Raw genomic sequence first — 25,097 nt, 5'->3', positions numbered from 1 at the left:
AAACGACTAGGAACGTTAAATCTACACGTTAAATCTATGTGAACAGGAACGCGAAGCTTGCCCCGCGTTCCTGTAATTTTTAAATATGAACCGCGTAGGCACCTGGACCAATGAATGCCACGCCAACGGCAACCGCGATGAGTGCCAATGGGTATTCAAACCCGTTTTGTGTCGCCCAATAGCTTTTATTGTGGACGGCGAGAATGGCCACACCCATCGTAATGATGAACAACAGAGCGCTGATGGGCAGCCATAGACCGAGTGCAAACAGAAGGCCAGCCACCAGTTCTCCGAGTCCAGCGAGTAGTGCTGCCAGCGTGCTGGGCTTGATGCCAAGTGAATCGAGCCAGCCGGCGGTCCCTTTTAATCCGGGTCCTCCAAACCAGCCAAACAATTTCTGCGATCCATGCGCAGCAAATGTTACACCTATAACAATACGAATAATAAGTAGCCCTATACTCACACTGTACACTCCTTAATATATCAACTTACTAAATATAAGTCACGAATTGAATGATAGTACACATTTCGAGTATCGTCAATCCCTTTTTTATGTGGGGCGTTTATAAAAAAACCAGTCCAATTGGACTGGTTAGCTGTGTGGAGTTTGCGTGGGACTTTCGTTGGAAAGACCTTGTTGTTTGCGGGAGTTCTTCATCATCATTTGCATCGTTGCTTCCGTTTGAACGTGGTACCGTTTGTCAAATTTCACATTGTCGGGTCCGCTGAGCGCCAGCGTCATGTCGTTGCCCTTACGCTTGTTGGAATCTGCATTTCGCACAGTCATTATCCACCACGCTCCTTCCGGTTATAGGATGGTGTGAAGCCAGCCAAATTACATATACACTTTTTAGCTCCTGCGGTGAAAACCACTACATCTCTGCCGGAAGGGATAGTCAGCCGACTTCCGACTGACAATAAGATGGTCCAGCGTAATAAGGGACAAGGAGGGAGCAGTTTGGAGCATAAGAGGCCGGACCAGCATGCCGCGCCAAAAGCCCACGAGCCACGTTTAGCACCTGGTTTAGATGGTGTGGAGGGGTTAGACGCTGAAGCGACTCCCGAGGAAATCGCGGAGGAAAATATGACAAAGGTCACCAAATTGAAGTACGACGAGTATGACCCGAGTGAATCGTAAGTCGGAAATTTGTGCAACAGCGCTGGTATATGAAACAGGATGGGCTGGCAAACGGCCTACATGACAGGACATAATGAGGAGTGGTTAAATGTACGGCAACCAAATGCAAAGCATGAGCGCACAGTTGAACCAATGTCGCCAGATTGCACAGCAGATGATGCAACAGACGCAACAATCCAGTCAGCGCTATCAACAAATGATGCAACAGGAGCTTCAGAACGCGCAAACCTTGGAGCAGTTGGCACAGCGTGAACATCAAGCGGCGCAGATGATTGGCCAAGTGTTACAGGGGCATCAAACCGTTATGGAACAGATGCGGCAAGTTGAGCAAGCGTGCAACCAGATGGAACAGATGATGCACATGCAGGTGGTTTCCGGGTTTCAGCAGCCGTACGCAGGTCAAAATTCCGGCTTTCGGCAATAGGTGATGGGTAATGCGTTCAACCGGGATCCGCTGCACCAAGGCGGTTCTCGGTTGAACGTTTATCTGTTAAACACGTCTTACAACACGCGGCGTCCGTACAAAAATTTGTTCGACCAGTAGCTGTCATTCATGTTTACCGTCATGAGTCCGTGACTTGTCACGGCTGCAAACTGCTGGTTCCCAATATAAATGCCGTCGAATGTCGCAGTTCCATTTTGCCCGTAGAGATTGTAAAAAACGAGGTCGCCTGTCTCTAACTGCGAACGCGCAATCATGGTACCGACTTGCGCCTGTTCCGCGATGGTTCGCGGCAGTTGAACGCCGGCTTTTCCGAATATGTATTGCACAAATCCAGATGCATCCAATGAGACGCTACTTGGGTCGGCAAGCGCCTGTTGTACAGCGGTGTACACTTGCTTTTGCTTCTGCATGTTTCCGGGCTTTGTAGGAACGAGTTTGATGATTACATTTGATACAGGACTTGTTGTCGTGTTTTTGACTACCGGTTCTGTAGGTTTGGGTGCCGACTGGTGCTTTGAAGAGAAAGGTCCCCAGATGTTTATGATGACTGCCGCAACAGCCACGACGGAACCACCCAGCATCCCGCTGGCAACCATTTTATACCCGGTTTTCACGGTTTGTCCCCGCTTTCCTGCTGATGATAAGGTCGATTTGGGATTCCTCATAATTCAACAAGAATAAGTTCCACTCCATCTCGCTCCCCAATGTATACTACCTATTCGAGTCATATTCCTGTTTCTTGGGTGTGGTTTAAAATAAATGTCACAACTCCGCGTCGCTTGGTGTTGGACACAATATGTGTTACCGCCCGTCCTGAAATGCTCTATCTACTTAAAAGCTGCCCGATAAAGGCGAAAAACTGCGCATTAGTGCAGTTTTGATGCCTTATCGACACGAAAAGAAGCGCATGTGTCTTAATAAGACACCGGGTGGCCGGATTGGCCGAAGACTACCAGAGAAAATTGGATGAGCCTCACTCGTGCGGTACACTAGATAGGACGATGTTTTTGGAGGTAGTCCATGTGAATATAAAGGCGTTATGTATGTCTGTCGCAGTCGTTCTAACGTTGGGCGGCTGTGGGCAACTCAACCATTTGTCGGATGCCAATACGGCGCAAAAGGCCGGATCGACAACATTGAATCCGCAGGTGTATGCGACTTGCAAGGATATTTATACGAGTGTCAAGACGGCTGTGAGCCAAAACAAAGACACGCAGTTCGACGACAAGTTGAACAAAATTGAGCATATTGGCCAGAACAGTCCGCAGGGAACTCCGAATGCAGTTTTGTATCAGGATGCCGCGACGGTGGTTGCGCTGGATGATGCGATGAATGCCGAAGGGGCACCCGCAAGGGCAGCAGGCGACTTGTCCAAGGCGCTAGCCAAACTGAAGGCAGATTTGGATAAGTATCAAGTAAGCTAAATCGCGCGTTTGTCCCCTGGTGAATGTCGGCGACAGACTTGTCTCACTGCTCATACGCTACACGAGATGTGAGACAAGGAGGTCAATGTCTTATGGCAAATCTCAAGCATGTGCCGCACTTCACGCGCAAGTATAGGCGTACTCCGCGTCCAATGGATGCGTCGGCGACCATCCAGGCGGCTCCGTTTGGATGGTCTTCTTCAAATTGGTCTGGATACGCGATTGCGAGTGACACCAGTGGGACATATCAGAGCGTTTCTGCCTCGTGGCAGGTTCCTGCTGTGCAAGCTACGTCGACAAGCCCCGCGCCGTCTGGTTGGGGATGGCTGGGTCGCTTGCTCTCCTGGCTGTTCGGTGGCGGCGGACAGTCATCGACGGACGCATATTCAGCTACGTGGATTGGGATTGATGGGTTTAACAACAGCAACCTGATTCAAACGGGTACCGCTCAGAATATCGTGAACGGAAAGCCGCAATATTACGCTTGGTGGGAAATCCTACCGGCGGCAGAAACCGAAATTGACCCAGTGCAATATCCGGTTTCCGCTGGAGACATGATGACGGCGGCTATCGCCAAACAAGCGGATGGGACATGGCAAATTCAATTGGCCAACCAGACGCGCGGTTGGACATTCTTGAAGAATGGGATTCAGTATACTGGACCGCAAACGTCGGTTGAGTGGATTGAAGAGGCGCCAGAAGTCAACGGATCGATTACTTCTTTGGCCAACTATGGTCAAGTGACGTTTTCCAACATTACAGTGAATGGTGCAAATCCGAATTTACAAATTAGCGAAGCAGGTGTGTTGGTACAAGGGAATCAGCAACTGTCCACGCCGTCTGCACCTGGCCCCAATGGCAATGATTTTAACATCGCATACGGGGCTACGCAGCCGTCCGCGCCGGGCACCTGATGCCTCAGCAACTGCGCTGAACCTGTGAATGCGCGCAGCATGCGTGTGACAATACTCGTCTGTTTTGCCCGCCTTTTCACTCTGTGGTGAGGGGCGGGCTTTTTGCTCGTCTGCTAAATGCCTTGCAACGGGTGCGCGATTTCCGGCATGATATGGGCAGATGCTCCAACGGAGGTGGTTATATATGCAGACGATGAAGGCAGTTGGGTTGTATCGATATCTGCCCATTACGGATGAGGAAAGCCTGATTGACCTCGAAGTCGAGATGCCAGTTCCGACTGGGCGAGATATCTTGGTCGAGGTGAAGGCGGTATCCGTCAATCCAGTCGATACCAAGGTGCGTGCGCCAAAGGATAAGGTGGAATCGCAACCAAAGATCCTCGGTTGGGATGTGGCAGGTGTCGTCCATGCTGTAGGACCGGACTGTACGCTGTTTGCCCCAGGAGACAAGGTGTATTATGCGGGGAGCATTACACGTCAAGGCGGGAACTCGGCTTATCACTTGGTGGATGAGCGGATTGTCGGGCGGATGCCAAGCTCCTTGAGTTTTGCGCAGGCTGCTGCGTTGCCGTTGACGAGCATCACGGCGTGGGAAGGCATGTTCGACCGTCTTCGCATCTCCCGCGAACCAGCCGACAATCAGGGGCGCAGCATTCTCATCGTCGGGGCGGCTGGCGGCGTGGGATCGATTGCCACGCAGTTGGCAAAATTGGCGGGCTTGACCGTCATCGGTACTGCGTCACGCGAGAAGTCAAGCCAATGGGTCAAGGACCACGGTGCAGATTACGTAATCAATCACTACGAGCCATTTGTCCCACAGCTCAAGGCGATTGGTTTCGAGCATGTGGACTATGTCTTCTGCTTGAACGCCACGGAGGCGCACTGGGGTCAGATGGCAGAGGCGGTTCGACCGCAGGGTATGGTTTGCTCTATCGTCGAGGCAAAGTCAGACTTGAATCTGAACCTGCTGAAGGAAAAGAGCGGTACATATGTGTGGGAGTACATGTTTACCCGCGCAATGTTTCAAACGGATGATATGATAGAACAGCACCATCTCCTAAATGAATTGGCGAAACTGATTGATTCTGGGCAGATTCAGACGACTGTGACGGATGTGCTGTCGCCGATTAATGCTGAAAATCTACGGCGGGCGCATGCCATGATAGAGTCGGGATCAACCATTGGGAAGATTGTGCTGGAGCACTTTTAATGAGGCCCAAGTGTGGGCGAGTTGAACAATTCTAGCCGCGGTACAAATTTTTTATGGGAACCGTGGTATAGTATCGTGATGTACTGACCATAATGCTGTTAGCATCACGAGACACAGAAGAGCCCGGACGCATATTTATGCAACCCGGGCCCGCCTGTGACATTCCACGTGTTTAGGCTACACAAGGAAGAGATTGTGTACAAGCCCGGATCATGATACACTGCACGCAATTGGATCGTGAAAATCACGGGAACAGTGGAAAACTGCAGCACTAATACGTATTCATTGCAGGAGGTTGTTTAGATGAACAAGCAAGATTTGATTAACAAGACAGCAGAAAAGACTGGCCTGACCAAGAAGGACAGCGAAGCAACGGTCAACGCGATTTTTGAGACCATCGAGGAAGCATTGAGTGCTGGCGAAAAGGTGCAAATCATTGGCTTTGGCACATTCGAGACGCGCGCACGCGCCGCTCGCTCTGGCCGCAACCCACAAACTGGGGAAGTCATTGAGATTCCGGCGTCTACCGTTCCGGCATTCAAACCAGGTAACAACCTGAAAGAAAAAGTAAAGTAAATCGATTAGGTTTACGAAAGAAAGGGCAGCCAGCCTCGAGGAACTTTCCTCGTGCTCGCTGCCCTTTTGGCGTTTCTACACTGTTTCAGCCAGCTTACGGCAATTGGTTCGCTGGTGATGACAGCCAGTTGGATGGAATCTTCGTGTTCGTCCAATCCTGTTTCGGCATAAATGACGCGTGGTGTTCGTCGAAGTACGCATCGAGCATCTGGCGTGCAATGCGGCCAGCCAGGGATGCACCATAACCACCACCTGGAATCATAATCGCCATCGCCACTTGTGGATGGTCAAGCGGTGCGTAACAGATGAACACCGAGTTGTCCGTCTTTTGGTTGTGAATTGTGATTTGTGCAGTACCCGTCTTTGCGGCGACTTTGTACGGCGCGTCGGTAAACAGGCCATTTGCCGTCGCGTCCTGACCACCTGTCGTCACCTCGTACATCGCCTGCTTAATCAAATCGTAATACGTTTGCGATCCGCCCACTTGCCCAGTCACTTTTGTCTTGACGGTCGACAAAGGTTTCGCTCCGTTCGTCGGCGTATCTGTTGGGCTATACACTTTGTCCAGCAAATGTGGCTGCAATTTCTTCCCGTTGTTTGCGAGGGTCATCGCATACTCGGCTAACTGCATGGTCGTGAACGATTGAGATTGTCCAATGCCCGCTTCTGCCAAACTGGCGGGGGTGCCGTTGTTGGCGTACTCCCCGGTCTTTTTAATCGACTCTTCACTCGCCTGCAGGTCGTACGGAACTTCTTCTTCCTTACTTGTGTCGTAGATATAAAACTTCCCTGACTCCTCACCTGGCAAGTCGATGCCCGTCTTTGGACCCAATCCGAAATCCCACTCGCCTTGGAAGAGCGCGTTGATACCCTTCGCGAAGTCGGTGTTTAAATAGTGTTGGTAGCTGCCGTCACTCGGCGGATAGCTACCCCCACTGACTGAACTGCTGCCAAACCACTTTCCGAGTCGGAGTCCGACTTGATAGAAGAAGACGTCACTGGAGACCGCGATGGCGCGAATGGGATCAAGCCAGCCAAACCGCATGCCTTCGTCCTCGTTCAACCAGGTTTTGCCGATATACAACCCGCCTTCGTCGTCCAACGAGTAATCGGGTGTGACGGCGCCTTGTTTCAACGCGGTGAGCAAATTCGCCGGTTTCACTGTTGAACCGGGGTTTTGAATGTCCTGTATCGCATTGTTCAACTGTGCCCCTGAATTCTCCAGGTAGTTTACTTGTGCACTTGTCATGGGCTTGCCACTGGTAAACCAGTTCGGGTTCAAGTATGGGTAACTCACCATCGATATGACGCCGCCGGTCTTGACGTTGAGCATGACCGCCGCAGCGTTGGTGATCAAGCTCTTGTTATCCGAACTGTTGATATCATTCATGATGATATTCTGTGCTTCGGCTTGCATGTGGCCGTCGAGCGTCAATTGGAGGTTGTCCCCAGGCGTTGCCGCTGGTGCTGAGCCGACCGTCTGGACTGTGCCGGTCGAAGGATCCACCGTCAACAACTCTTCACCAGGTTTTCCTTGAAGTTTTGATTCGTATTCCTGTTCAATGCCTGTCGTACCAACTTTTTGGCTCACAATGTAACCTTTATTCAAATACTGATTTTTATTTTCGGCTGTGATGCTGCTGACGTAGCCTAAGACTTGGCCTGCCAAATCCCCTTCTGGATATTGGCGTTGATACGTCTGCGTAATTTCCACGTTGGGCAAATCCGACTTATGTTCAACCACGTACGCGATTTGACTCTTCGTCGCGTTGGTTTCCAAGGGAATCTGCAAATCGGTTTTGTCAGTCGTCATCGTGTGGTACAAAGCTTGCGGCGTCTTGTTTAACACGGGCGCCAATTCGTTCGCGATGTTGTGCAACGTGGTCTTTGGAATCGACGTGAAATTGTCGAGCACGATGGTATCGGATGGCGTATCCCAAGCCAAGACCTGGCCATTGGCGTCGTAAATCCATCCACGCTGTGGCGTTTCCGCTACGCGTACAAATTGCGTATTGACCTCGGCGTTGCGAAACGTGGGCCCTTTGACAATTTGAACGTACGCCCCGCGTAAGATGAGCCCCGTAAACGACAAGAAAATAATGAAGTAGACGGTGTTGATGCGGAGCATTTTTTTCATTTTTTTCGGCTTATCCTGATTCATGCAACCATACCTCGTCGTGGGCGCGTCGGGAGAAGTTTACCGACCACCAGTATTTTCGGAAGTGCAGCCCTAGACGCAATGTGGGATTGGGCTTGTACGGAAGAAACATAAAAAAAGGCACTCTCTGATGCCTATTATTGATCTCGAGACGACATAACCAGTGTCCGTTAAAAACCATAGGGTTTCAACGGGAAATGATCTCATTCCCGTATGAGATCTGGAAGACGTTTACCCGCGACCATTTCAGGGAAATTGCGGTGCATTTTCAGCTGCAGTGAAACCGTGAAGAAATGCTCTTTCTATTATAGCCGTCCAATGAATCAGTTTGGAGAATAGAATCGAGAAATTGAGAGATTTGTCGAAAACCGTTTAAAATCATGTCTTCCATCTCGCCTTTCATCATCCGGCCCACTTGATGACGCCCGTTCAACGGGCTTCGCCATGTACAGGAGCTGGTACCTACGCTTGTATGCGAGGGGCAGTGGGATCACAGTGGGGCGTCTCGAGGTCTGTCACTTCCGCCAGTTTGAGAAGGTAATAGCACTCCTCACGCGCCATGTGGTCTGGAAGTAGCGGTTCGAGAATGCCCAACTGTTCGTCGGACAGACGCAATTCCTTGATTTCGCCGAGAAACTCGGAAAATAGCTTCATTTCGAGGCCAACGTCGAGGTTGAACTTCGCAAGCGCTGGAAAGTCGGTCAATTGGGTGCGCAGGAATCCGGCGAATTCGACGGCCTTTAGGTAGTAGGCTTCAAACTGCTTGCGAAACGCCTCGCTCTTGGCGGCGGTTTGTTTTTGTGACGGATCGACTTGTTGCGTGATGGTTCCAGCGTGTCCGTAGGCATCTTGAAGCCAGAGTAGGTGGTGGTGCACGGGGTTTTGCAAGGGGGGTATCTGGCCCGCACACAAGTACTGAAGGATGCGCAGATATTCGTCGATCTCGTTGAGCATATGGTTCAAAAACGTCGGCGGCAAGCTGATGGAGATGCGTCCGACCAGGTGGCGTTCGAGAATGGAAAGCTTATAAGCGCGCAGCTTGTTCGCGTAGCGGTAGGCGCGTCGGTTGATGTCCGGTAGTGCGCTGGCCGCGTCGTCCATCTTCGCCACTTCAAGCAACCGGTCAAACCGGTTCATGAAATAGATTGCGCCGCGAATTTCCTCCTCTTCTTTCGGGGCGAGGCTGGTGTAAAAGAAGCGGGCGTGATCGCCTAAAACTTGTAACCAAAAGCGGTGTTCAAACAGCGCTGTCTGCACGTAATCCATTTGTGTATAGCCCTCCATTCGTCAGCACTAGCCTATGATTTTGCGGCTAGGCTGGTGACAGGGAGAGGGGGCTGTAGAACAGCGCTGATGGGCGTTTCTAGGGCGTGGAATCGTGCTAGAATGAGAAGCACCACACTTTTTTGTGTGGGCACGAATGCGTGCGAATTTGCTTACAATGGCCAGAGTTCTGTGTTGCAGGCGGCAACCAATGCAGCGTGAGTGGGTTGGAGGAGACGGCGGTGCACAACAACTGGGCTTTTCTTGCCCCACAGCCTGGGCAGATGGCACCCAACTGGTGGGAACCTGGTCGAGTTCATATTGACATAGAGTCGGATGCATTGCATCTTGCGGCGGAACAGCCCTTGCGTGTACTGAGTTCGGCTGTGTTGGGGGCAGGGCTGCGCGATAGCCACCACGTGTTGAACTTTCAAGTGGAGGCGGACTACGCGCGCACCGACCCGGAAAATGACATTGCATCGCGATTAAAGCGACGCGGGATTTGCCCGGACGATGCACTAGCCTTGATGACGGCTGTTCGCCTCGCCGACGCAAGTTATGTCGTGGCAAAGGGAGATGGTTGGGATATCCTGACTGTCGTCACGTGCGGCTTTCGCAATGCGGCGAGCGTTGCAGACTTTTTGTCTGACGGTCGACCTGACGATAGACAGCGTGTGTGGACCGTGGGAACCATCAACATCATCAGCGTCGTTCACGGTTGGCTTACGGATGGGGCCTTGGTCAATGCTGTCATGACTGCTACAGAGGCGAAGACCGCTGCGCTTGTGGCGTTGGGCGTGCGAACGCGCCCAGCCAATAACTGGGCGACGGGCACGACGTCAGACGCCATCGTCATCGGCTGTGATCAGTTTGCGAATGCGCACCAGGTGACGTACACGGGTCTTGCGACGCCGTTTGGTCAGGCGTTGGCGCAGACCGTCTATCATGGCGTACTCGATTCCGGCGTGAAATATCGCGATCGTCTACAAACGTCGAGCGTGGCTAGTCGTGTCGGAGACGTCAATTTTCGCAATGTGACAGGGAGGTCGTAGCTTTCATGCAGTGGGTCAATCCCTGTCTGTTGGCGGGTGCGGCGATGTTGGCTGATTGTGTTTTGGGAGACCCGCCTCGTATCCCGCATCCGGTCGTCATCATCGGAAAATGGATTGCGTGGGCAGACCGCGCGTGGAATCAGCAACCAGAGCGCGCTTTGCCCACCCGCGCGCTTGGCGCTTTCTTGACGGCGGTGACCGTACTCGGGGCAGGGGGCCTCAGTTGGTTGCTGATTATCTTGTTATATCTCATCTCACCCTGGTTGGCAGTGGTCGTCAATGTGTGGCTGATTTCGACGACAATTGCCTGGCGCGGCTTGGTACAGGCAGGTAAGTCGGTTTATGACGCCTTGCACAATGAAGGCATTGGCGCTGGACGGCAGGCGGTTTCGATGATTGTCGGTCGCGATACGGCCCACCTCGACGAAGCGGAGGTCACCCGCGCGTGCGTGGAGACGCTCGCTGAAAATATCGTCGATGCGATTGTCTCCCCCGTCGTGTTTGGGTGTATCGGCGGTGCACCGCTCGCGATGGCGTATCGAGCGGCGAACACACTGGACTCGATGGTGGGGTACAAAAACGACCGATATCGATACTTTGGCTGGGCGTCTGCGCGGCTGGATGATGTGCTGAATTACATCCCTGCGCGGCTCACCGCAGGCCTCCTCTACATCGCCATTGCACTCTCTGGTGGCAAGGCCCGCCGAGCATGGCGTATCTATCGCCGCGACGCGCATCTGCACCCAAGTCCAAATAGCGGTATCCCAGAGTCAATGGTCGCTGGCGCGCTAGGTGTTCGCCTCGGGGGGCAAAACGTATACGGTGGCGTCATCTCGAATCGGGCGACGATGGGTGACGCCCTGCGCCCACTGACAGCCGCCGACATCCGGGTCACCATGCGCTTGGTGTCGACTGTGTCATGGGTGCTATTCTCTGCAGTCGTCTGTGCAGCGGGTGTCGTTGTGGCCGTCTCTAGTCGGTGAGCCTGTTTGTCACTGCCGATTGTGGAGAGACGGCTGCGAGAATGCGCGCGTGTTGCGAATACCAGTCGAGGAATACATAAGGGAGCGTTTATATGGCACATGGAGGACGAGTTTACGAGTATGCGGCGGCAAGTGGTGTGGATGTGGCCAATATCGTGGATTTCAGCGCCAATATCAACCCACTCGGGCCACCTGCGAGCGTGTTAAAGGCCATCGAAACCGCAATGCCCCGGATTGTTCATTATCCAGATGCCCGCCATCAGGCAGTGAAAGAAATCCTGGCACAGGCGCACCAGGTGGACGTTTCAGCACTTTTCTGCGGCAATGGTGCCACAGAGGTGATAGAACTCGTCTTTCGGGAGGTGCGCCCGCGGCGGACGTTTGTGTTAGATCCTGCGTTTTCCGAGTATGCCGACATCGCCAAACGCATGGGATCACAAATCGAGCGTGTACCGCTCAAACGCACACAAATCACATGGGATTTGCCACTGGACGTACTGGATACACAGTTAGAGGACGGTGACCTGGTCGTCATCAACACCCCACACAATCCGACCAGTACCGTGTGGCCGTGGGATACCTTTCGGACACGCGCTTTGAACTGGTGCGAGCGGGGGGTGACGGTCGTCATCGACGAATCGTTTATCGACTTTCTCCCGCAGAGTTCGAGCCTTTCAGCCATCGCTGATGCGTGTATGCATCCTGGGTTATTTGTCATCCGATCCGCCACGAAAATCTACGCCATCCCCGGGCTCCGCTTTGGCTTTGGCATCGGGCACCGCGACTTTGTGCGGGGGATTGAAGGGAATCGCGACGGTTGGAGCGTCAACGCGCTCGCCCAGGCGGCGGCGTGCGCAGCCTACTGTGATGAGCAATTCCTCCAGGAGACCCACACGTGGCTTGCGTCTGAGCACGACTATTTGCGACAGACGTGGGGCGCGGATGAGCGCCTGGTTTGGCATGCGCCGAATGTCAACTTTTTTATCGCTTCGTTCGCGATGCCACATGTCCGGGAGCACGTTCAAGACGCGTTGCGCAAGCGCGGCATTCTCAGCAGAGCTTGCGACGATTTCCACGGTCTCGACAGCACGTATGTACGTTTTGCCATTCGCAGCCATCAGGACAATCAATTGTTGTGGACGTCCGTTGTCGCTGCGCTCGACGCCATCCCTTGCGAATCGCTGTGAATTTTTGTATTTCCGGTGGCGCATAGAAGGAACAAAGTGAATTGGGGGAGAACTTAGAGCGTGGCACGTTTATGAATTTACACATCATTGGAGTCGGTGAGAATGGCCTCAGACGGACCACTGCGTTTTATTTTGGAGGATGTGTCTAACGCTGTTGTCAGTTACGTGTCGGATCTTGTGTTCGTGTTAGATCTAAATGGGCATATTCAGGACGTATCGCCGTCCGTGTCTGACAGCACGCAAATCTCAAAGCACGCCCTTTTGAACCAGCCACTGTCGCAATATTTGCATCCACACGATGGATTGCAACTTGAAGCGTGGCTTCGCGATTTGCGAAGCGGTCAGATGCCTTGTGTATGTGAAGCGCAGTGGCGCTGGCTGCGGGAGGCATGTGAGTCGCTGGTGCTGCAAGTCAAAGTCATCCCGCACGAGATAAATACGGGGCAATTGCAGTGCGTCGTCGTCTGCGCCCAGGATGTCACAGAGCGGCGCCGCATTGAAGCGCAATTACACCGAAGCCAACAGGTTTACAACTCCCTGTTCGCATGTAATGCGGACGCGGTGTTCGCACTTGATTTAAATGGGCGCTTCATCGAGGTGAATGAGGCTTGTGTCCGCGTCTCAGGGTACACGCAAGAAACGCTTCTTGGCATGCCGTTTCAAGTGTTGGTGGCCCCACAGGAGTTGGACGCGGTCATCCGGCGATTTATGCTCGCGTGCCAAGGTGAGGCAGGAGAGCAAGACGTGACCATCATCCATCGCGGTGGGGAGCGCCTCACGCTCAACATTACGACGGTGCCGATTGTGGTCGACGAGGAGATTGTCGGAATCTATGGGATTGCCAAGGACATTACGGCTCTCCGCTACAAAGAAAAACTACTGTTGGCGCAAATGTCCGTATCGAAGGAGATTGCGGCAGGCGACGACATCGAACATACGCTCGAGAGTATTGCGAATCGGGTAGGAGAACTCTTAGAGGACGCGATTCCTTGCATGATGCTCGTTAGTGAAGAGGGCGGTACGCTTTTGCCTGCAGCGTCCTCGGATAAACTCTCGATGACTTATTTGAGCGCCATGAGCGGGATACCGATAGGCCCCAATTCAAGTAGTTGCGGCAGTGCGGCGTATCACAACGACCTCGTTATCACGACGGATATTGCGCGTGATTCGATTTGGGACAAGTACCGGGCCTTGGCCGAGGCGGAGGGACTACAGTCGTGTTTCGCCATCCCCATTTTGTCGGATGACCAGCAAGTGGTTGGGACATTTGAGCTGTATTACCGAACGCAGCGGGAGCCGACCGCTGCCGACATCGAGGCCCTAAGGACGTTTTCGCATTTAGCGGGACTCGCGATTTCGCGGCATCAAAATGCGTCAAAATTGCACGCGCTGGCGAATACAGATCCGTTAACGGGGCTGCCAAACCGCCGTTATTTTATGAATCACTTGCGGCAGGCAGCACAGGCGGGGGAGCCAGTGGGATTGATTTTTCTCGATCTCGATCGCTTCAAGTGGATTAACGACACATTAGGACACGCCTTCGGCGACAAGGTGCTCACGGAATACGCCAGGCGGGTGTCAGACTGCCTCGACCGGCGCGTCTTGTTCTCGCGGTTGGGTGGCGACGAGTTTGCGGTTATCGTCCCGGATGTCCGCACGGAGAAAGACGTGATGCGGGTTGCTCAGCAAATTCTTCGGCTGTCCGACAAACTGATTCACATTGATGGTCACAGCTTGCGCGTCACAGCCAGTATTGGCACGTACTTGTCGACCGAGGCAGAGCGCGACGTCGAGGCGCTTTTGAGCAACGTGGATACCGCCTTGTACACGGCGAAAAATAGCGGGCGAAACAATATTAAGCCTTTCGATCCGCACATGCGGTTTGTTACATACGACCATTTAGTCATGGAAAGCGATATTCAAAATGCGATCGATGAAAATCAGTTTTACATGGTCTATCAGCCGAAGTTTGACGCCCTGACCCGCTCGATGACAGGGCTGGAAGCGCTCATTCGCTGGCGGCACCCACGCAGTGCGATGATTTCCCCAGGTGACTTTATCCCTGTAGCAGAACAAGCAGGCCTCATTAGCGCCGTGGACGATTGGGTCTTGCGCGAGGTGTGTCGCCAGATTCGCGTTTGGGAGAAAGCGGGTCTGCAAGTGCCAGTGAGTGTCAACATCTCACAGATTCACTTTCAGCAACTCGATTTCACGGATTGGCTGAGGAGAACGATTGAGTCGTACGACGTGAATCCAAAGTTGATTGACATTGAAATCACTGAAACGGCCCTCATGCAGCATTATGATGAAGATCACATCCTTGCCAAGCTTCAGGAACTGCGTGAGATTGGCGTTTCGTTGTCCATCGACGATTTCGGCGTGGGCCATAGCTCCCTCAACCTACTGCGAACGTTTCCGGTCGATTTTCTGAAGATTGATCAGAGTTTTGTGCGAGACCACGAAAAGCCCGACATTGTTACGGCGATCATTCAGTTGGGCCATAGTCTTGGCATGCAGGTGGTGGCAGAGGGCGTGGAAACGCCATATGAGTTAGAATTCTTGACCACACAGGGATGTGACGAGATCCAAGGTTTCTTGCTGGCGAAACCAATGTCTCCAGACGACATTGCCACGAAATTGTCGAACGACGAGTTGCACATCTACTGAACTTCGGGGAATGCTATGAGACGGGTTATCATTGGGAGGAGTTTTCATGTTTGGACGAAACCGCCGGGACTTCGAATTGAGTGAGCCAGACATCGCGGATGCGTGTTGTGATTTTATCGCCAATCGACTTGGCTGCATGCCTCAAGATGTGCTGGTCCAATTGACATTCAGCGACGAGGACGGTTTTGGTGCAGAGATTACCGTGCGCGGTATCCGGGAGAAACCCATGCAGCAGCTCGACTTGATTGACGCGATTCAGGAATATGTCGCGGACCGTGATCGGTTTCGCGGCGGTGACAGCGGCGTGACCCACGTGGAACTTCAGTTTGCGGAGCACCGTGGCGTGTATGCGATTGTTCAATTTTTATGACAGATGATGATTTTTGACGGAGGTGGAGTCCCAACGCGGGGCAACAATATTTGAACAGTTCGTCGGCAATTGTGAATATCATTTTGATTTTGGTCTTGATTTTTCTCAATGGTTTTTTTGTGGCTGCAGAATTCAGCCTTGTGAAGGTCCGTTCAAGCCGAGTGGATGAACTTGTCATTCAAGGCCATAAGCGGGCCAGAATGGCAAAATCCGTGGTCAATCATCTTCACACCTACCTATCGGTGTGCCAATTGGGCATTACCCTGACATCTCTTGGACTCGGCTGGGTGGGCGAACCGACCGTCGCCCACTTGTTGGAGCATCCGCTGACCCGCGTAGGCTTAGGGGGCGCCGTCGATACGATTGCGTATATCATCAGTTTTGTGGTGATTACGTACGTGCATATTGTCCTAGGCGAAATGACGCCCAAATCCTTAGCGATTCATCGCGCGGAAGCCGTGGTACTGAACTCGGCACCGGTGTTGACCATCCTCGGCAAACTGATGCATCCATTCATTTGGATTCTCAATGGCTCTGCGAACGCCTTTCTTAAGTTCTTGGGCATTAACGTATCCGAGGAAGAGGGGGAGGCGTATACAGAACACGAGTTGCGCATCCTCATGAACGAAAGCCACAAGAGTGGCCTCATCGACAGTACCGAGATGTCGTTGTTGGACAATATCTTCGAGTACTCCGATAGGGTTGCACGCGAAATCATGATTCCGCGCATCGACATCATCGCAATCTTCTGCGGCGACACCCGCGAGGACATTTTGCAACTCATCGAGCATCACGAACATACGCGATATCCTGTGGCGCAGGGGGACAAAGATCACATCGTCGGGTACATCCATATCCGCGACCTGTATATGCGGGTGCGGGACGCTAATGGCAGCGTGATCGATTACCTGCGGCCCATCCTCAAGGTCCCCGAAACCACAGAAATTCACGATGTGTTGCGGCGGATGCAAAAGCATAAGACGCAAATTGCCATTGTCGTGGACGAGTACGGCGGCACGGCTGGGCTCGTCACCTTGGAGGACATTATTGAGGAACTAGTGGGCGAAATTCAGGACGAGTTCGATAATGAGCAGGTTCCTGTGGTGAAATCAGACCATGGCTACTCGGTGGATGGCCATTTGCTTATCGATGAAGTTGCAGATTTGCTCGGCATCGAGTTTCATCTAGCCGATGTCGACACCATTGGTGGCTATATCCGATCCCGCTTGCCCAAAATCCCCGAACAAGGCGACGCGGTCGAGTTCGACCGATTCACCTTCACAGTCGAGCGCGCCGAACACGGTCGAATCTCTCGAGTGCGTATTACAAGGTTGGACGCCCAACAATCCGCAGAGTGATTTGCGTGGATGCTGCAAGGCCGGCAACCGTCGTCGGGGGAAGGGTGCCGGGTCTGGCGTTGGTGCGGGTTGGGGCGCGGGGGCGGGCGTGTGCGTGGGATGGGGCACAACAAAATTGTCTTATATTAAGACATTTACGCGTCATTCGTCGCGCATAAGACACAAAATGTGCCCTAATCATCGAATTTTGTCCTTGAATGGGTACGTATGGAGCAGATAAGGCATTTCGCATGCCTTAAATCCCTGGCGTGATCAAAAAGTCCGAAAATAAGGCAGATATGTTCACTAGCGTTGCATTAAACTCGTTTGCAAATGTCAAGCGTGGCAATTCGTCTCTCCATGATATAGAACAGAATATTCAGACCTATCGTTTTGACCTAGATGGACTAAAAAGCCATAGTTCCCTTAACAAGTTGCCCAAATCCCACATTTTGGCTATCAGATTGGGTCGTACACCATACTCTCTAAGTGCTCAATCTCTTCGTCTATGTACTGCTGTAACGTCATTGCGAAGATTTCTTCTGTCTTCACCTTCTTTCGCCCAGTTGATGCTCTTGTGGGTGGCCGGCTTAAATAACACCGAAACTCTGTGAAGGGCTCTGACCAATGCCATCGTACACATTTGTAGACATCGAGCAGTCTTCCCGGATGTTTGACCCTCAACCGCAACAACACGAGTAAACAGAAGGTAATCAATGCAATGCGCAATTGGTTGTAGACCGCATTTTCGCTCTTCCCATAGAATTTCTTTACATGCAGGTGTTGCTTAATCCATTTGAAGAAGAGTTCGATCTGCCAACGATTCCTATACAAATCACAAATCTCTGTTGCATCCATCGTTAAATCGTTTGTGAGTATCATGATTCTTCGTCCATCACTGTCCAGTACTTCGAGCCAGCGCGTTGGATGAACCATATTCCGGAACTTCGAACCCAGCCGTATGACTGCATCTCGAACAACGAGTGAATCTTGTGCCACAGGTCGCTCTTCATACACTTCCATGATGCTGGCATTCTCCCGAAGTCGTGTGACAAAGCGTGTTCCATTCAGGATATACTCGTCAAATTTCTGATAATCGACGTAACCACGGTCGAATACGTTGAGTGCATCTGGCTCATTGACCACCAGATTGTCCATTTGAGTCCTATCCGCTGGTTTGGCAGGCGTCAGAATCTCCTTATCCGGATACGCCAGGTCATTCTCAAATACGAGGCGCAGGTGCAGTTTCACACCTGCCTTTGTCTGCCTAAATTCTGCCCACGGATATTGAGAGACGCACATCGTGATGGTCGAAGCGTCAATCAAGTTCATCCGCTTTAATGCCTGTGTGGCCTTCTTTGCCCCGACAGTACGGGCAATTTGCGCAACACATCGTTGGAAAACGGACGATGGAAACTTCGTGTCCATCTGTCTCAATTTACGGGACAACTGTGATGTGCTGATCGACTCGAGACCAAGTTCAGCCTGTAGTTGTTGATTCTCGTTCAACAAGGCACTCAGACTGGTTAAGGAGTCGATTTGCTGCAACTGGGCAAACACAAGCAATTGGAGAAACGTGATGGAATCGAGTTTCTTCGTGTACCTATCCAGACCAAGTGTTTTAATCTCACGCAACATTTCCACTGGATTCAGTGGAGAAAGGTATTCCGCCAATGTGGATTTTATGATATGCTTGCCCATGTGCGTCCTTAGATTAGATTTGGACAGGGCAACCTGTTCTTTCTATTCTAAGGATTTTTTATGTCCTTGAGGTTACAACATCTTGAACATTCGAATCCTTCTGTTCGGTTTTAATTAGCCTCCCCTCTTGACAAACCCTAAAAATTTTAATGCAACGCTAGGAGCGTGTCCGAGTAATTGACCCAAGGACACGCTCTACACTGCCCCTCTCCTTGGATCAAAGTGGTGAATTCTGTCCCTCAGCGTGAAGTTGTACCTACACCGTGCTGTCTCGCCCACGGCGCAAGGGTCAGGCCATCGCCAACTTCAACCATCCGTACCGGAATATCTTCAAGAGATTGTGACACATGGCCACTAAAGACCACTCTCCCTGCACCTTGGCAAGCCCACGCAGGGAAAAGCGAACGAATCCCATGCATGCCTTGATGTGGCCATACACAGGCTCAACAATGACCTTGCGCTTGGCGTATATCGCTCGTCCACGCTTCGTCATTAGCTTGCGTGCCATCCGTTGCTTCGGCGTATATGACTTGGGTATTCGTCCCCTCGGGCATACTGGAATCTCACCGTGTTTTTGTCGTCCGGTCGCAATGTACGGTTCAACCCCTCGTTCTTCCAGCCACTTGACATCGTCCTGCGCATAATAGCCTGCATCACCCAAGAGTTTCTTTGGCATCCGCCCCGTGTTCTGCTTCGCCATGTCCACCAGCGTCCTGAGTACCCCGGCATCGTTCGGAGAGTTGGTCACTTCCGTTGCCACAATGATCTGGTACGCTTCATCGACTACGGATTGCACATTGTACGCCTGCACAAACCCATCCTTGGACGGCATGATGCGGGACTCCGGGTCTGTAAAGTTCCGCTGGGCCTTGTCTTCCGGGACTGCCTTCACGGACCTACGACCTTTTAAGCCACGCCGCTTCTTGTCGCCAGACTGCCCCTCGTCGTCATCCCGTTTCTCATCATCATCATCGTCTGCTTGCGCCCGCTCGGCTTCCGCCTTCGCCTTCGCTTCGGCTTCCAGCGCAGCCATCGCTTCCTGAATCTTCGCCAAGCGACTTTGCCGACGGGCCAACTCCTCTGGCAACTCATCCCCACGTGCGTCGCCGTACAGCTTGTCTTCCCGCCTGTCCGTCCGTTCCGCTTCCCGCACTAACTCCGCAATTTCCTGACGCAGACGCTGTTCTTCTTGCTTCATCCGCCCATAGCTCATCGCCTTGTGTTTGGAAGCATTCGCCCGGACTTTCGTCCCGTCCAGCGCCACATGCCCCATCTTGACCATGCCAGCGCCCTGGGCAATCCTCAGCACCTGAAGGAACAATTCCTTGAACACGTGCAGATGCCGCTTCCGAAAGTCACTGATGGTGCGGAAGTCCGGACACTGATTGACGGACAACCACCGAAAAGCTACCACGTCCTCACATGCCGCTGCGATTTTCCGAGACGAGAAGACACCCGTGCAGTAGGCGTAGATGAGAACTTTCAACAACATCACAGGATGATACGGCGGGTAGCCCCGCAGTTCCCGTTCGTACGGCTCCGTGATAGCAGACGTATCCAACCTATCTACAACATCGCTGATAAACCGTGCCAAGTGGTTTTCCGGCAACCACTCGTCCAAGTCCGGTGGCAGTAGGAGCAGTTGATCGTGGTTGTGACCACGGAACTTCTTTCGTGGCATGGCGAAGCCTCCCCGACGTTGTTACAGTTAGCTTCGCCAATGATCCGGAAATTCCCTTCTGGAAACTGATTCAAGGATTACTCGGACAAGCTCCTAGTGAGATATGTTGTCTTATACGACATGCCGATGCGCGCACCCGCTTGGCGCCCTGGTTCTTCCAATGTTGGACTGCTGGCTTTACATCACAGAGACCGTAGTAAGTGAGTGGGAATCGATAGTTTTTCATGCCAGTGGCAAATCTGTCACGCGAAAGTTTCGACGATAGGGGCTGTCTCAAAAGTCACCGCAGATGGCTTGAGGGATGGCCCCTATCGTCGTAATGGAGAAACGTCAGTCCATCACGATAGGTGGATCTACGGTTACGCTCCCACCTGGATATGTAATAGTGATATAAAGATGGCTACCTTCAACGGACGAGGTAATGGTTACACCTGGTACACACAGGGAGTGGTTATCTCCTGTGCTTGCACTCGCTAATGCCGGTACGGCAACCACCGAGCTTGCGCTCAATGCACCAATGACTGCTGCTTTTTTGAACAGATTCATCACTTTGACCTCCCACTAGATGTCTTGAAATGTATCGACCAGCGATAGAAATGTATCTACGACATCAGGGTGATAAGCAGTACCCCGAAGTTCGCGGATTTCACATATCGCCTGATCTTTTGATTTTGCGCGCTGATAGGGACGATTGGATGTCATGGCATCGTAACTATCGACGACGGCTACGATGGAGGCTCCTACATCAATCTGGTTGCCCATCAATCCGTGAGGATACCCACTTCCGTCAAAGCGCTCATGATGTTGCTCTGCAATCACACCGGCTTCGATAAGGTGTGGAACGCCTGTTGAGGCGAGTATTTCCTTTCCGAAAGTCGTGTGCATACGTATTATACTAAATTCTTCGTCATTTAGTCTGCTAGGCTTCAACAGAATTTCATCAGGAATATTCAATTTCCCAATGTCATGAAAAAAGGCTCCAAAACTCAGACTCATTAGTTCGTTATTATTTAGCGACATCCTTCTACCAATCTCTAATGAATGCGTTTTAATTCGTTCGCAATGGCTTGCAGTATATCCATCCTTTTCGGCAATTTCCACGGCTAAATGATTGAATTTTCTGGTAATTTCACTATATTGGTGAAAGACGTAGTTTGAGCACACGTAAATAAAAGTGGAATCTTCATCGGCAGTAAAGATAATACAGTCTTGTACGGGTTCAGCCGATAGGGACTCCCCGGGCTCTAAAATACCTTCAGCATCTCCCAGTTTATAATGAAGCCTTCCGCTGAGAAGGTGTACGAATTCAAGTTCATCCCAGCCCTCAAGTGGGGCCAGGGCCCACGATTTTCCTTTGCTCAAGCGGTGGTGTATGATTTCTGTTCCATTTTTACTCGCAAGCAGTGTCAGGGTCGTGTTGCCAGACTCCACGCGCTCGATGCCGTCTTCTTGCGAGATGTGATGGAGCCAGCTCGTTGAGTATTCCTTTTTGAGCTCCATGAGCAAATACACCTGCTTGTCTAATGATCTGAATAAAAATGCCAAAATACAGCGCATTCACACTGAGTACGCATTGTGGTTATCATATCAGATCTTTCATCAGTTTCGATAGATTTTCTGTCTTCTGGTGGGATAGCGTGTCGATTTAGGCATTTTTGCTTCACAGAAGCCGGACAGGAACGGTCAAAAAATATTTGAGGAGGATATTCACTGAATGTTGCACATCAAGCAGGAATTTCGAAAGCGCTTGCGAATATCATTTCATAAGTTTGTTTACCATCCGAATAAAAGGTGAGGGATCAAATGTTGAAGAGACCAAAAGTAGTATTGTCGGCTGGCGTGACTGTCGCGTTGACGGCGAGTGCTCTTGTCACCGGATGCGGTAATTCAAGCGGGGGGAGTAATTCATCCAGTGGGGCATCGGGTGCATCTGGAAAAAGCTCCATTACTATCTGGGACATTCAAACAGGCGCTTCTCAAAAGGTCGTTCAAGACATGTCGAACGACTTTAACAAGTCTCATCCGGACATCCAATCGACCGTTCAGTTTTTTGAAAACGACCCGTACAAGCAGAAGATTCAAATCGCCATGGGTGCACATAATCCACCAGATATCTTTACTGGTTGGGGCGGCGGTGTACTAAAGTCGTACATCGATGCTGGCGATGTTTATGATTTGACGTCTGATTTAAAGGCCGACCCGAGTTGGGCAAATCGCTTTTTACCGTCTGTAATGAAACCGGTTACTTTTGATGGAAAAATTTATGGCGTTCCGAATGACAACGTACAACCAGTAATGATGTTTTATAACAAGCAGGTATTTCAACAATATCATCTCACGCCGCCGAAGACGTGGGACGACTTGCTCAATGATGTCAAAGTGTTTAAGGCTCACGGCATTGCCCCGATTTCTCTGGGTGGCAAAGATCAGTGGCCAGATTTGATGTATGAGGAGTACCTGGTTGATCGGATTGGTGGACCGCAGGTATTTAACAATGTGCTGGCCGGAAAGAAAAATGCATGGTCAGATCCGGCATTTTTGAAAGCGAATACAATGATTCAACAACTGGTAAACGCTGGGGCGTTTGAACAAGGATTCAGCTCGGTCAGTTCAAACCAAGGCGAGGATGCGGCGCTGCTGTATACCGGGAAAGCCGCGATGGAACTGATGGGAAGCTGGGGATTTGCAACGATTTTGTCTGATGACAAATCGTTTATTGATCAGGGCAATCTTGGCTTCATGACGTTCCCAACTGTATCTGGAGGCAAGGGTAATCCGAATGACATCGTCGGCAATCCGTCCAACTACTATTCGATTTCGAATGACTCGAAGAACAAAAAGGCGGCTGTGACCTTCTTAAAGGACGCGGTGCTCAATGATCAGAACGTGAAAGACTGGATTAGCATTGGCGACGTTCCGCCTGTCCAAGGGATTGAGTCGGAATTAAAGCAGGCCACGTATGGCGATTACTTGTCGTTCACCTATGACATGGTCAAAGATGCACCGAACTTCCAGGCGTCATGGGATCAGGCGCTCCCTCCGAGCGAAGCACAGGAACTGTTAACCGATTTAAGTAAGTTGTTCCTCAATCAAATGACGCCGCAACAGTTCTCCGACGATATGAATCAACACATGCAGTCGTAACAACGGCGGGACGGATAATCCACTTATCCGTCCCCTGCAAAGTCGATGGTTGGAGGGAACCACTATGGGAACCAAAATGAATTGGCAGAGATGGTTGATGATTGCGCCGGCAGTCGTATTCTTTGCCGTTTTCGCATTGTTTCCGATGCTGATGGCGGTTTATTACAGCGGGCTCCAGTGGAATGGCATCAGCAGTGCGAAATGGGTGGGATTGGCCAATTGGGGCAGTGTGTTCCGCAACGGCGAAGCGCTGCACGCGTTGCGTTTGACTGCGGAAGTCATGGTGTTGTCTTGGGTTGTCCAGACGCCAATCAGCCTGTTGGTCGGCGTCTTTCTCGCGGGGCGGCAAAGGCATCGCGCGGTGTTCGGCGTGTTCTACTTTGTTCCATTACTTTTCTCTTCAGTGGCCATTGGCGTGACCTGGTCCTACATTTTAAACCCCAACTTTGGATTGTTGGACGCGCTGTTAAAGTCTCTGCATATCGGAAATGGCAATCAGAACTGGTTGGGGAACACGCACTTGGCGCTCCTGGTTGTGACGTTGATTATCGCCTGGCAGTTCATTCCGTTCCACTCGCTGTTGTATCAGGGAGGCGCGAAACAAATTCCAGACTCCTTATATGAAGCGGCCACCATTGACGGAGCGAACGTTTGGAACACATTTTTCTCGATTACTTTGCCGCAGTTGAAGTACACGCTGATCACGTCCAGTGTGTTGGTACTGACCGGATCGCTCACGTATTTTGACCTCATCTACGTGTTGACCGACGGTGGGCCAGGAGATGCGACGACGGTGTTGGCGATGGATATGTATAAACAGGCGTTTGTGAATCAGAACATCGGACTCGGCAGTGTATTGGCTGTGATTTTGGCCGTGGCTGGCGTCATCCTGTCTATTTTGACGCTGCGGTTTACAGGCTTTAACCGCATGGAAAGTCAACTGGAGGGGATGTGACATGGCTTCTCAAGTGATCAAGACGGACGCGAGCGTAAACCTGCGTGCGCCACGCCGCAAGCGGCTGAGGTGGTATAACGTGGTATTCACCGCCCTTGGCGTCGTGTGGTTGATTATCGCGTTTTATCCGGTGCTGTACATGTTGATGACCAGCCTCCGATCCCAACAGGGCTATTTACTGGGCATCCCTTGGCTTCCATCGCTGCATCCGACGTTTGAGAACTACGCTACGGTGCTGCAGGCGGGTTTTGCGCACTATTTCTTAAATAGTGTCATTGTTTCCGTGTGTTCGGTCGCGCTGATTGTCGGGTGTTCACTGCTTTGTGCGTATGTTGTCGTGCGGTCCAGAAACCGTGCCGTACGCGTGATTTTCGATGTCTTTCTGGTAGGTTTGGCACTGCCGATTCAGGCGGCCATTATCCCAATCTACGTGCTCATTACGAAGATGGGCTTGTACGACACCTTGCTTGGCATGATTCTCCCATCTGTGGCGTTCGGGCTGCCGCTCACGCTGTTGATTCTCGTGAACTTTGTCAGAGATATCCCGAATGAGCTTTACGAGTCTATGGGACTTGAGGGAGCCAGTGATTTTCGGCTTTTGCGGCATCTGGTCATTCCCCTGGCAATGCCGGCGCTCATTTCTGTATCGATTTACGACTTTGTGCAGGCGTGGAACAACTTTTTATTTCCGTTGGTACTCACGCAGAGCGATAGTTCTCGCGTGATGCCGATGGCCATTGTCAGTTTCCAGGGGCAGTACACGATGAACGTACCTGTCACAATGGCGGCGGTCATCCTGTCTGCGTTGCCGCTCATCTTGGCGTATATCTTCGGACGGCGTTATTTGCTTCGGGGTATGCTGGCAGGGTTTGGAAAATAAGCTTACGGAGGG

General features: G+C 51.7%; 25 protein-coding genes. 16 read left to right on the top strand and 9 right to left on the bottom strand.

Features of this window, described 5'->3' with window-relative positions; genetic code table 11:
- Window positions 1-79: 79 nt before the first annotated feature.
- On the bottom strand, window positions 80-463 hold the full coding sequence (locus K1I37_RS18045) for a DoxX family protein (RefSeq protein WP_021297802.1): 384 nt from the start codon (window positions 461-463) through the stop codon (window positions 80-82).
- A 129-nt stretch (window positions 464-592) separates the two neighbouring features.
- Window positions 593-787, bottom strand: coding sequence for a hypothetical protein (locus K1I37_RS18040; protein WP_021297801.1), 195 nt, complete (start codon window positions 785-787; stop codon window positions 593-595).
- Between the two features lie 171 nt (window positions 788-958).
- Here K1I37_RS18040 and K1I37_RS18035 point away from each other — a divergent pair, with 171 nt between their 5' ends.
- Together K1I37_RS18035 and K1I37_RS18030 are read left to right on the top strand one after the other, a co-directional pair.
- Window positions 959-1,138 (top strand): hypothetical protein, encoded by a 180-nt coding sequence (locus K1I37_RS18035; RefSeq protein ID WP_021297800.1) that lies wholly within the window; start codon window positions 959-961, stop codon window positions 1,136-1,138.
- An 88-nt stretch (window positions 1,139-1,226) separates the two neighbouring features.
- Window positions 1,227-1,562, top strand: coding sequence for a hypothetical protein (locus K1I37_RS18030; RefSeq protein WP_021297799.1), 336 nt, complete (start codon window positions 1,227-1,229; stop codon window positions 1,560-1,562).
- Between the two features lie 77 nt (window positions 1,563-1,639).
- On the opposite strand, the gene K1I37_RS18025 is transcribed toward K1I37_RS18030, so the two are convergent.
- Window positions 1,640-1,993 carry a C40 family peptidase gene (locus K1I37_RS18025; protein ID WP_161624380.1) on the bottom strand — a complete coding sequence of 118 codons (354 nt, stop codon included), beginning with the start codon at window positions 1,991-1,993 and terminating at the stop codon, window positions 1,640-1,642.
- Between the two features lie 28 nt (window positions 1,994-2,021).
- On the opposite strand from K1I37_RS18025, the gene K1I37_RS18020 reads away from it, so the two are divergent.
- The 5 genes from K1I37_RS18020 to K1I37_RS18000 all read left to right on the top strand — a co-directional run bounded on the left by K1I37_RS18020 (window position 2,022) and on the right by K1I37_RS18000 (window position 5,707).
- Entirely contained in the window at window positions 2,022-2,264 is a 243-nt protein-coding gene (locus K1I37_RS18020) for a hypothetical protein (RefSeq protein ID WP_161624379.1), read from the top strand.
- A 341-nt stretch (window positions 2,265-2,605) separates the two neighbouring features.
- On the top strand, window positions 2,606-3,007 hold the full coding sequence (locus K1I37_RS18015; RefSeq protein WP_021297797.1) for a hypothetical protein: 402 nt from the start codon (window positions 2,606-2,608) through the stop codon (window positions 3,005-3,007).
- Window positions 3,008-3,099: 92 nt separating this feature from the next.
- Window positions 3,100-3,921, top strand: a complete 822-nt coding sequence (locus K1I37_RS18010; protein WP_021297796.1) for a G1 family glutamic endopeptidase — start codon at window positions 3,100-3,102, stop codon at window positions 3,919-3,921.
- Window positions 3,922-4,105: 184 nt separating this feature from the next.
- A complete protein-coding gene (locus K1I37_RS18005) occupies window positions 4,106-5,131 on the top strand; it encodes a zinc-binding alcohol dehydrogenase family protein (RefSeq protein WP_021297795.1) in 1,026 nt (341 codons plus the stop codon).
- Window positions 5,132-5,434: 303 nt separating this feature from the next.
- A complete protein-coding gene (locus K1I37_RS18000; RefSeq protein ID WP_021297794.1) occupies window positions 5,435-5,707 on the top strand; it encodes an HU family DNA-binding protein in 273 nt (90 codons plus the stop codon).
- 94 nt (window positions 5,708-5,801) lie between these two features.
- Here the strand turns inward: K1I37_RS18000 and K1I37_RS17995 are convergent, their stop codons facing one another.
- Both K1I37_RS17995 and K1I37_RS17990 read right to left on the bottom strand, forming a co-directional pair.
- Complete coding sequence (locus tag K1I37_RS17995) at window positions 5,802-7,868, bottom strand: peptidoglycan D,D-transpeptidase FtsI family protein (RefSeq protein WP_021297793.1); 2,067 nt, start codon at window positions 7,866-7,868, stop codon at window positions 5,802-5,804.
- Between the two features lie 459 nt (window positions 7,869-8,327).
- Complete coding sequence (locus K1I37_RS17990; protein WP_021297792.1) at window positions 8,328-9,131, bottom strand: DUF2935 domain-containing protein; 804 nt, start codon at window positions 9,129-9,131, stop codon at window positions 8,328-8,330.
- A 239-nt stretch (window positions 9,132-9,370) separates the two neighbouring features.
- Between K1I37_RS17990 and K1I37_RS17985 the strand changes: the two genes are divergently transcribed.
- The 6 genes from K1I37_RS17985 (at window position 9,371) to K1I37_RS17960 (ending at window position 16,745) form a co-directional block, all read left to right on the top strand.
- The gene (locus tag K1I37_RS17985; protein WP_021297791.1) at window positions 9,371-10,180 is read left to right on the top strand and encodes an adenosylcobinamide amidohydrolase; all 810 of its coding nucleotides are present in this window, start codon (window positions 9,371-9,373) and stop codon (window positions 10,178-10,180) included.
- 5 nt (window positions 10,181-10,185) lie between these two features.
- Window positions 10,186-11,163: an adenosylcobinamide-phosphate synthase CbiB gene (gene cbiB / locus K1I37_RS17980; protein WP_021297790.1), complete on the top strand. Its 978-nt coding sequence runs from the start codon at window positions 10,186-10,188 to the stop codon at window positions 11,161-11,163.
- A 92-nt stretch (window positions 11,164-11,255) separates the two neighbouring features.
- Entirely contained in the window at window positions 11,256-12,350 is a 1,095-nt protein-coding gene (locus K1I37_RS17975) for a pyridoxal phosphate-dependent aminotransferase (RefSeq protein ID WP_021297789.1), read from the top strand.
- Window positions 12,351-12,452: 102 nt separating this feature from the next.
- Window positions 12,453-15,017 (top strand): sensor domain-containing protein, encoded by a 2,565-nt coding sequence (locus K1I37_RS17970; RefSeq protein ID WP_021297788.1) that lies wholly within the window; start codon window positions 12,453-12,455, stop codon window positions 15,015-15,017.
- A gap of 46 nt (window positions 15,018-15,063) precedes the next feature.
- Window positions 15,064-15,387: a DUF2653 family protein gene (locus tag K1I37_RS17965; protein ID WP_021297787.1), complete on the top strand. Its 324-nt coding sequence runs from the start codon at window positions 15,064-15,066 to the stop codon at window positions 15,385-15,387.
- Window positions 15,388-15,437: 50 nt separating this feature from the next.
- Window positions 15,438-16,745: a hemolysin family protein gene (locus tag K1I37_RS17960; protein ID WP_021297786.1), complete on the top strand. Its 1,308-nt coding sequence runs from the start codon at window positions 15,438-15,440 to the stop codon at window positions 16,743-16,745.
- A gap of 438 nt (window positions 16,746-17,183) precedes the next feature.
- On the opposite strand, the gene K1I37_RS17955 is transcribed toward K1I37_RS17960, so the two are convergent.
- From K1I37_RS17955 to K1I37_RS17940, 4 genes are all read right to left on the bottom strand, one after another.
- Window positions 17,184-18,425, bottom strand: a complete 1,242-nt coding sequence (locus tag K1I37_RS17955; RefSeq protein ID WP_021294689.1) for an IS4 family transposase — start codon at window positions 18,423-18,425, stop codon at window positions 17,184-17,186.
- Between the two features lie 289 nt (window positions 18,426-18,714).
- Window positions 18,715-20,106, bottom strand: coding sequence for an IS1182 family transposase (locus tag K1I37_RS17950; protein ID WP_021294842.1), 1,392 nt, complete (start codon window positions 20,104-20,106; stop codon window positions 18,715-18,717).
- Between the two features lie 330 nt (window positions 20,107-20,436).
- Window positions 20,437-20,652, bottom strand: coding sequence for a hypothetical protein (locus tag K1I37_RS17945; protein WP_152498702.1), 216 nt, complete (start codon window positions 20,650-20,652; stop codon window positions 20,437-20,439).
- 15 nt (window positions 20,653-20,667) lie between these two features.
- Window positions 20,668-21,606, bottom strand: coding sequence for an HD domain-containing phosphohydrolase (locus tag K1I37_RS17940; protein ID WP_021294843.1), 939 nt, complete (start codon window positions 21,604-21,606; stop codon window positions 20,668-20,670).
- 303 nt (window positions 21,607-21,909) lie between these two features.
- Here K1I37_RS17940 and K1I37_RS17935 point away from each other — a divergent pair, with 303 nt between their 5' ends.
- The 3 genes from K1I37_RS17935 to K1I37_RS17925 all read left to right on the top strand — a co-directional run bounded on the left by K1I37_RS17935 (window position 21,910) and on the right by K1I37_RS17925 (window position 25,085).
- Window positions 21,910-23,250, top strand: a complete 1,341-nt coding sequence (locus K1I37_RS17935) for an extracellular solute-binding protein (RefSeq protein ID WP_021294844.1) — start codon at window positions 21,910-21,912, stop codon at window positions 23,248-23,250.
- Window positions 23,251-23,314: 64 nt separating this feature from the next.
- Window positions 23,315-24,205: a carbohydrate ABC transporter permease gene (locus tag K1I37_RS17930; RefSeq protein ID WP_021294845.1), complete on the top strand. Its 891-nt coding sequence runs from the start codon at window positions 23,315-23,317 to the stop codon at window positions 24,203-24,205.
- Window position 24,206: 1 nt separating this feature from the next.
- Window positions 24,207-25,085: a carbohydrate ABC transporter permease gene (locus K1I37_RS17925; protein WP_021294846.1), complete on the top strand. Its 879-nt coding sequence runs from the start codon at window positions 24,207-24,209 to the stop codon at window positions 25,083-25,085.
- The last annotated feature ends 12 nt before the right edge of the window (window positions 25,086-25,097 follow it).

The sequence above is a fragment of the Alicyclobacillus acidoterrestris genome (assembly GCF_022674245.1).
Lineage (GTDB): Bacteria > Bacillota > Bacilli > Alicyclobacillales > Alicyclobacillaceae > Alicyclobacillus > Alicyclobacillus acidoterrestris.
Note: the sequence above shows the minus strand (reverse complement) of the source record. Positions and strands in the feature narration are given on the sequence as shown.

What these genes read in the sequence shown, in the direction of transcription:
- K1I37_RS18040 (WP_021297801.1), bottom strand. Translation starts at nt 787, where the DNA reads ATGACTGTGCGAAATGCAGATTCCAACAAGCGTAAGGGCAACGACATG.
- K1I37_RS18030 (WP_021297799.1), top strand. Translation starts at nt 1,227, where the DNA reads ATGTACGGCAACCAAATGCAAAGCATGAGCGCACAGTTGAACCAATGT.
- K1I37_RS18025 (WP_161624380.1), bottom strand. Translation starts at nt 1,993, where the DNA reads ATGCAGAAGCAAAAGCAAGTGTACACCGCTGTACAACAGGCGCTTGCC.
- K1I37_RS18020 (WP_161624379.1), top strand. Translation starts at nt 2,022, where the DNA reads ATGATTACATTTGATACAGGACTTGTTGTCGTGTTTTTGACTACCGGT.
- K1I37_RS18010 (WP_021297796.1), top strand. Translation starts at nt 3,100, where the DNA reads ATGGCAAATCTCAAGCATGTGCCGCACTTCACGCGCAAGTATAGGCGT.
- K1I37_RS18005 (WP_021297795.1), top strand. Translation starts at nt 4,106, where the DNA reads ATGCAGACGATGAAGGCAGTTGGGTTGTATCGATATCTGCCCATTACG.
- K1I37_RS18000 (WP_021297794.1), top strand. Translation starts at nt 5,435, where the DNA reads ATGAACAAGCAAGATTTGATTAACAAGACAGCAGAAAAGACTGGCCTG.
- K1I37_RS17995 (WP_021297793.1), bottom strand. Translation starts at nt 7,868, where the DNA reads ATGAATCAGGATAAGCCGAAAAAAATGAAAAAAATGCTCCGCATCAAC.
- K1I37_RS17990 (WP_021297792.1), bottom strand. Translation starts at nt 9,131, where the DNA reads ATGGATTACGTGCAGACAGCGCTGTTTGAACACCGCTTTTGGTTACAA.
- cbiB (WP_021297790.1), top strand. Translation starts at nt 10,186, where the DNA reads ATGCAGTGGGTCAATCCCTGTCTGTTGGCGGGTGCGGCGATGTTGGCT.
- K1I37_RS17975 (WP_021297789.1), top strand. Translation starts at nt 11,256, where the DNA reads ATGGCACATGGAGGACGAGTTTACGAGTATGCGGCGGCAAGTGGTGTG.
- K1I37_RS17970 (WP_021297788.1), top strand. Translation starts at nt 12,453, where the DNA reads ATGGCCTCAGACGGACCACTGCGTTTTATTTTGGAGGATGTGTCTAAC.
- K1I37_RS17965 (WP_021297787.1), top strand. Translation starts at nt 15,064, where the DNA reads ATGTTTGGACGAAACCGCCGGGACTTCGAATTGAGTGAGCCAGACATC.
- K1I37_RS17955 (WP_021294689.1), bottom strand. Translation starts at nt 18,425, where the DNA reads ATGGGCAAGCATATCATAAAATCCACATTGGCGGAATACCTTTCTCCA.
- K1I37_RS17950 (WP_021294842.1), bottom strand. Translation starts at nt 20,106, where the DNA reads ATGCCACGAAAGAAGTTCCGTGGTCACAACCACGATCAACTGCTCCTA.
- K1I37_RS17945 (WP_152498702.1), bottom strand. Translation starts at nt 20,652, where the DNA reads ATGAATCTGTTCAAAAAAGCAGCAGTCATTGGTGCATTGAGCGCAAGC.
- K1I37_RS17940 (WP_021294843.1), bottom strand. Translation starts at nt 21,606, where the DNA reads ATGGAGCTCAAAAAGGAATACTCAACGAGCTGGCTCCATCACATCTCG.
- K1I37_RS17935 (WP_021294844.1), top strand. Translation starts at nt 21,910, where the DNA reads ATGTTGAAGAGACCAAAAGTAGTATTGTCGGCTGGCGTGACTGTCGCG.
- K1I37_RS17930 (WP_021294845.1), top strand. Translation starts at nt 23,315, where the DNA reads ATGGGAACCAAAATGAATTGGCAGAGATGGTTGATGATTGCGCCGGCA.
- K1I37_RS17925 (WP_021294846.1), top strand. Translation starts at nt 24,207, where the DNA reads ATGGCTTCTCAAGTGATCAAGACGGACGCGAGCGTAAACCTGCGTGCG.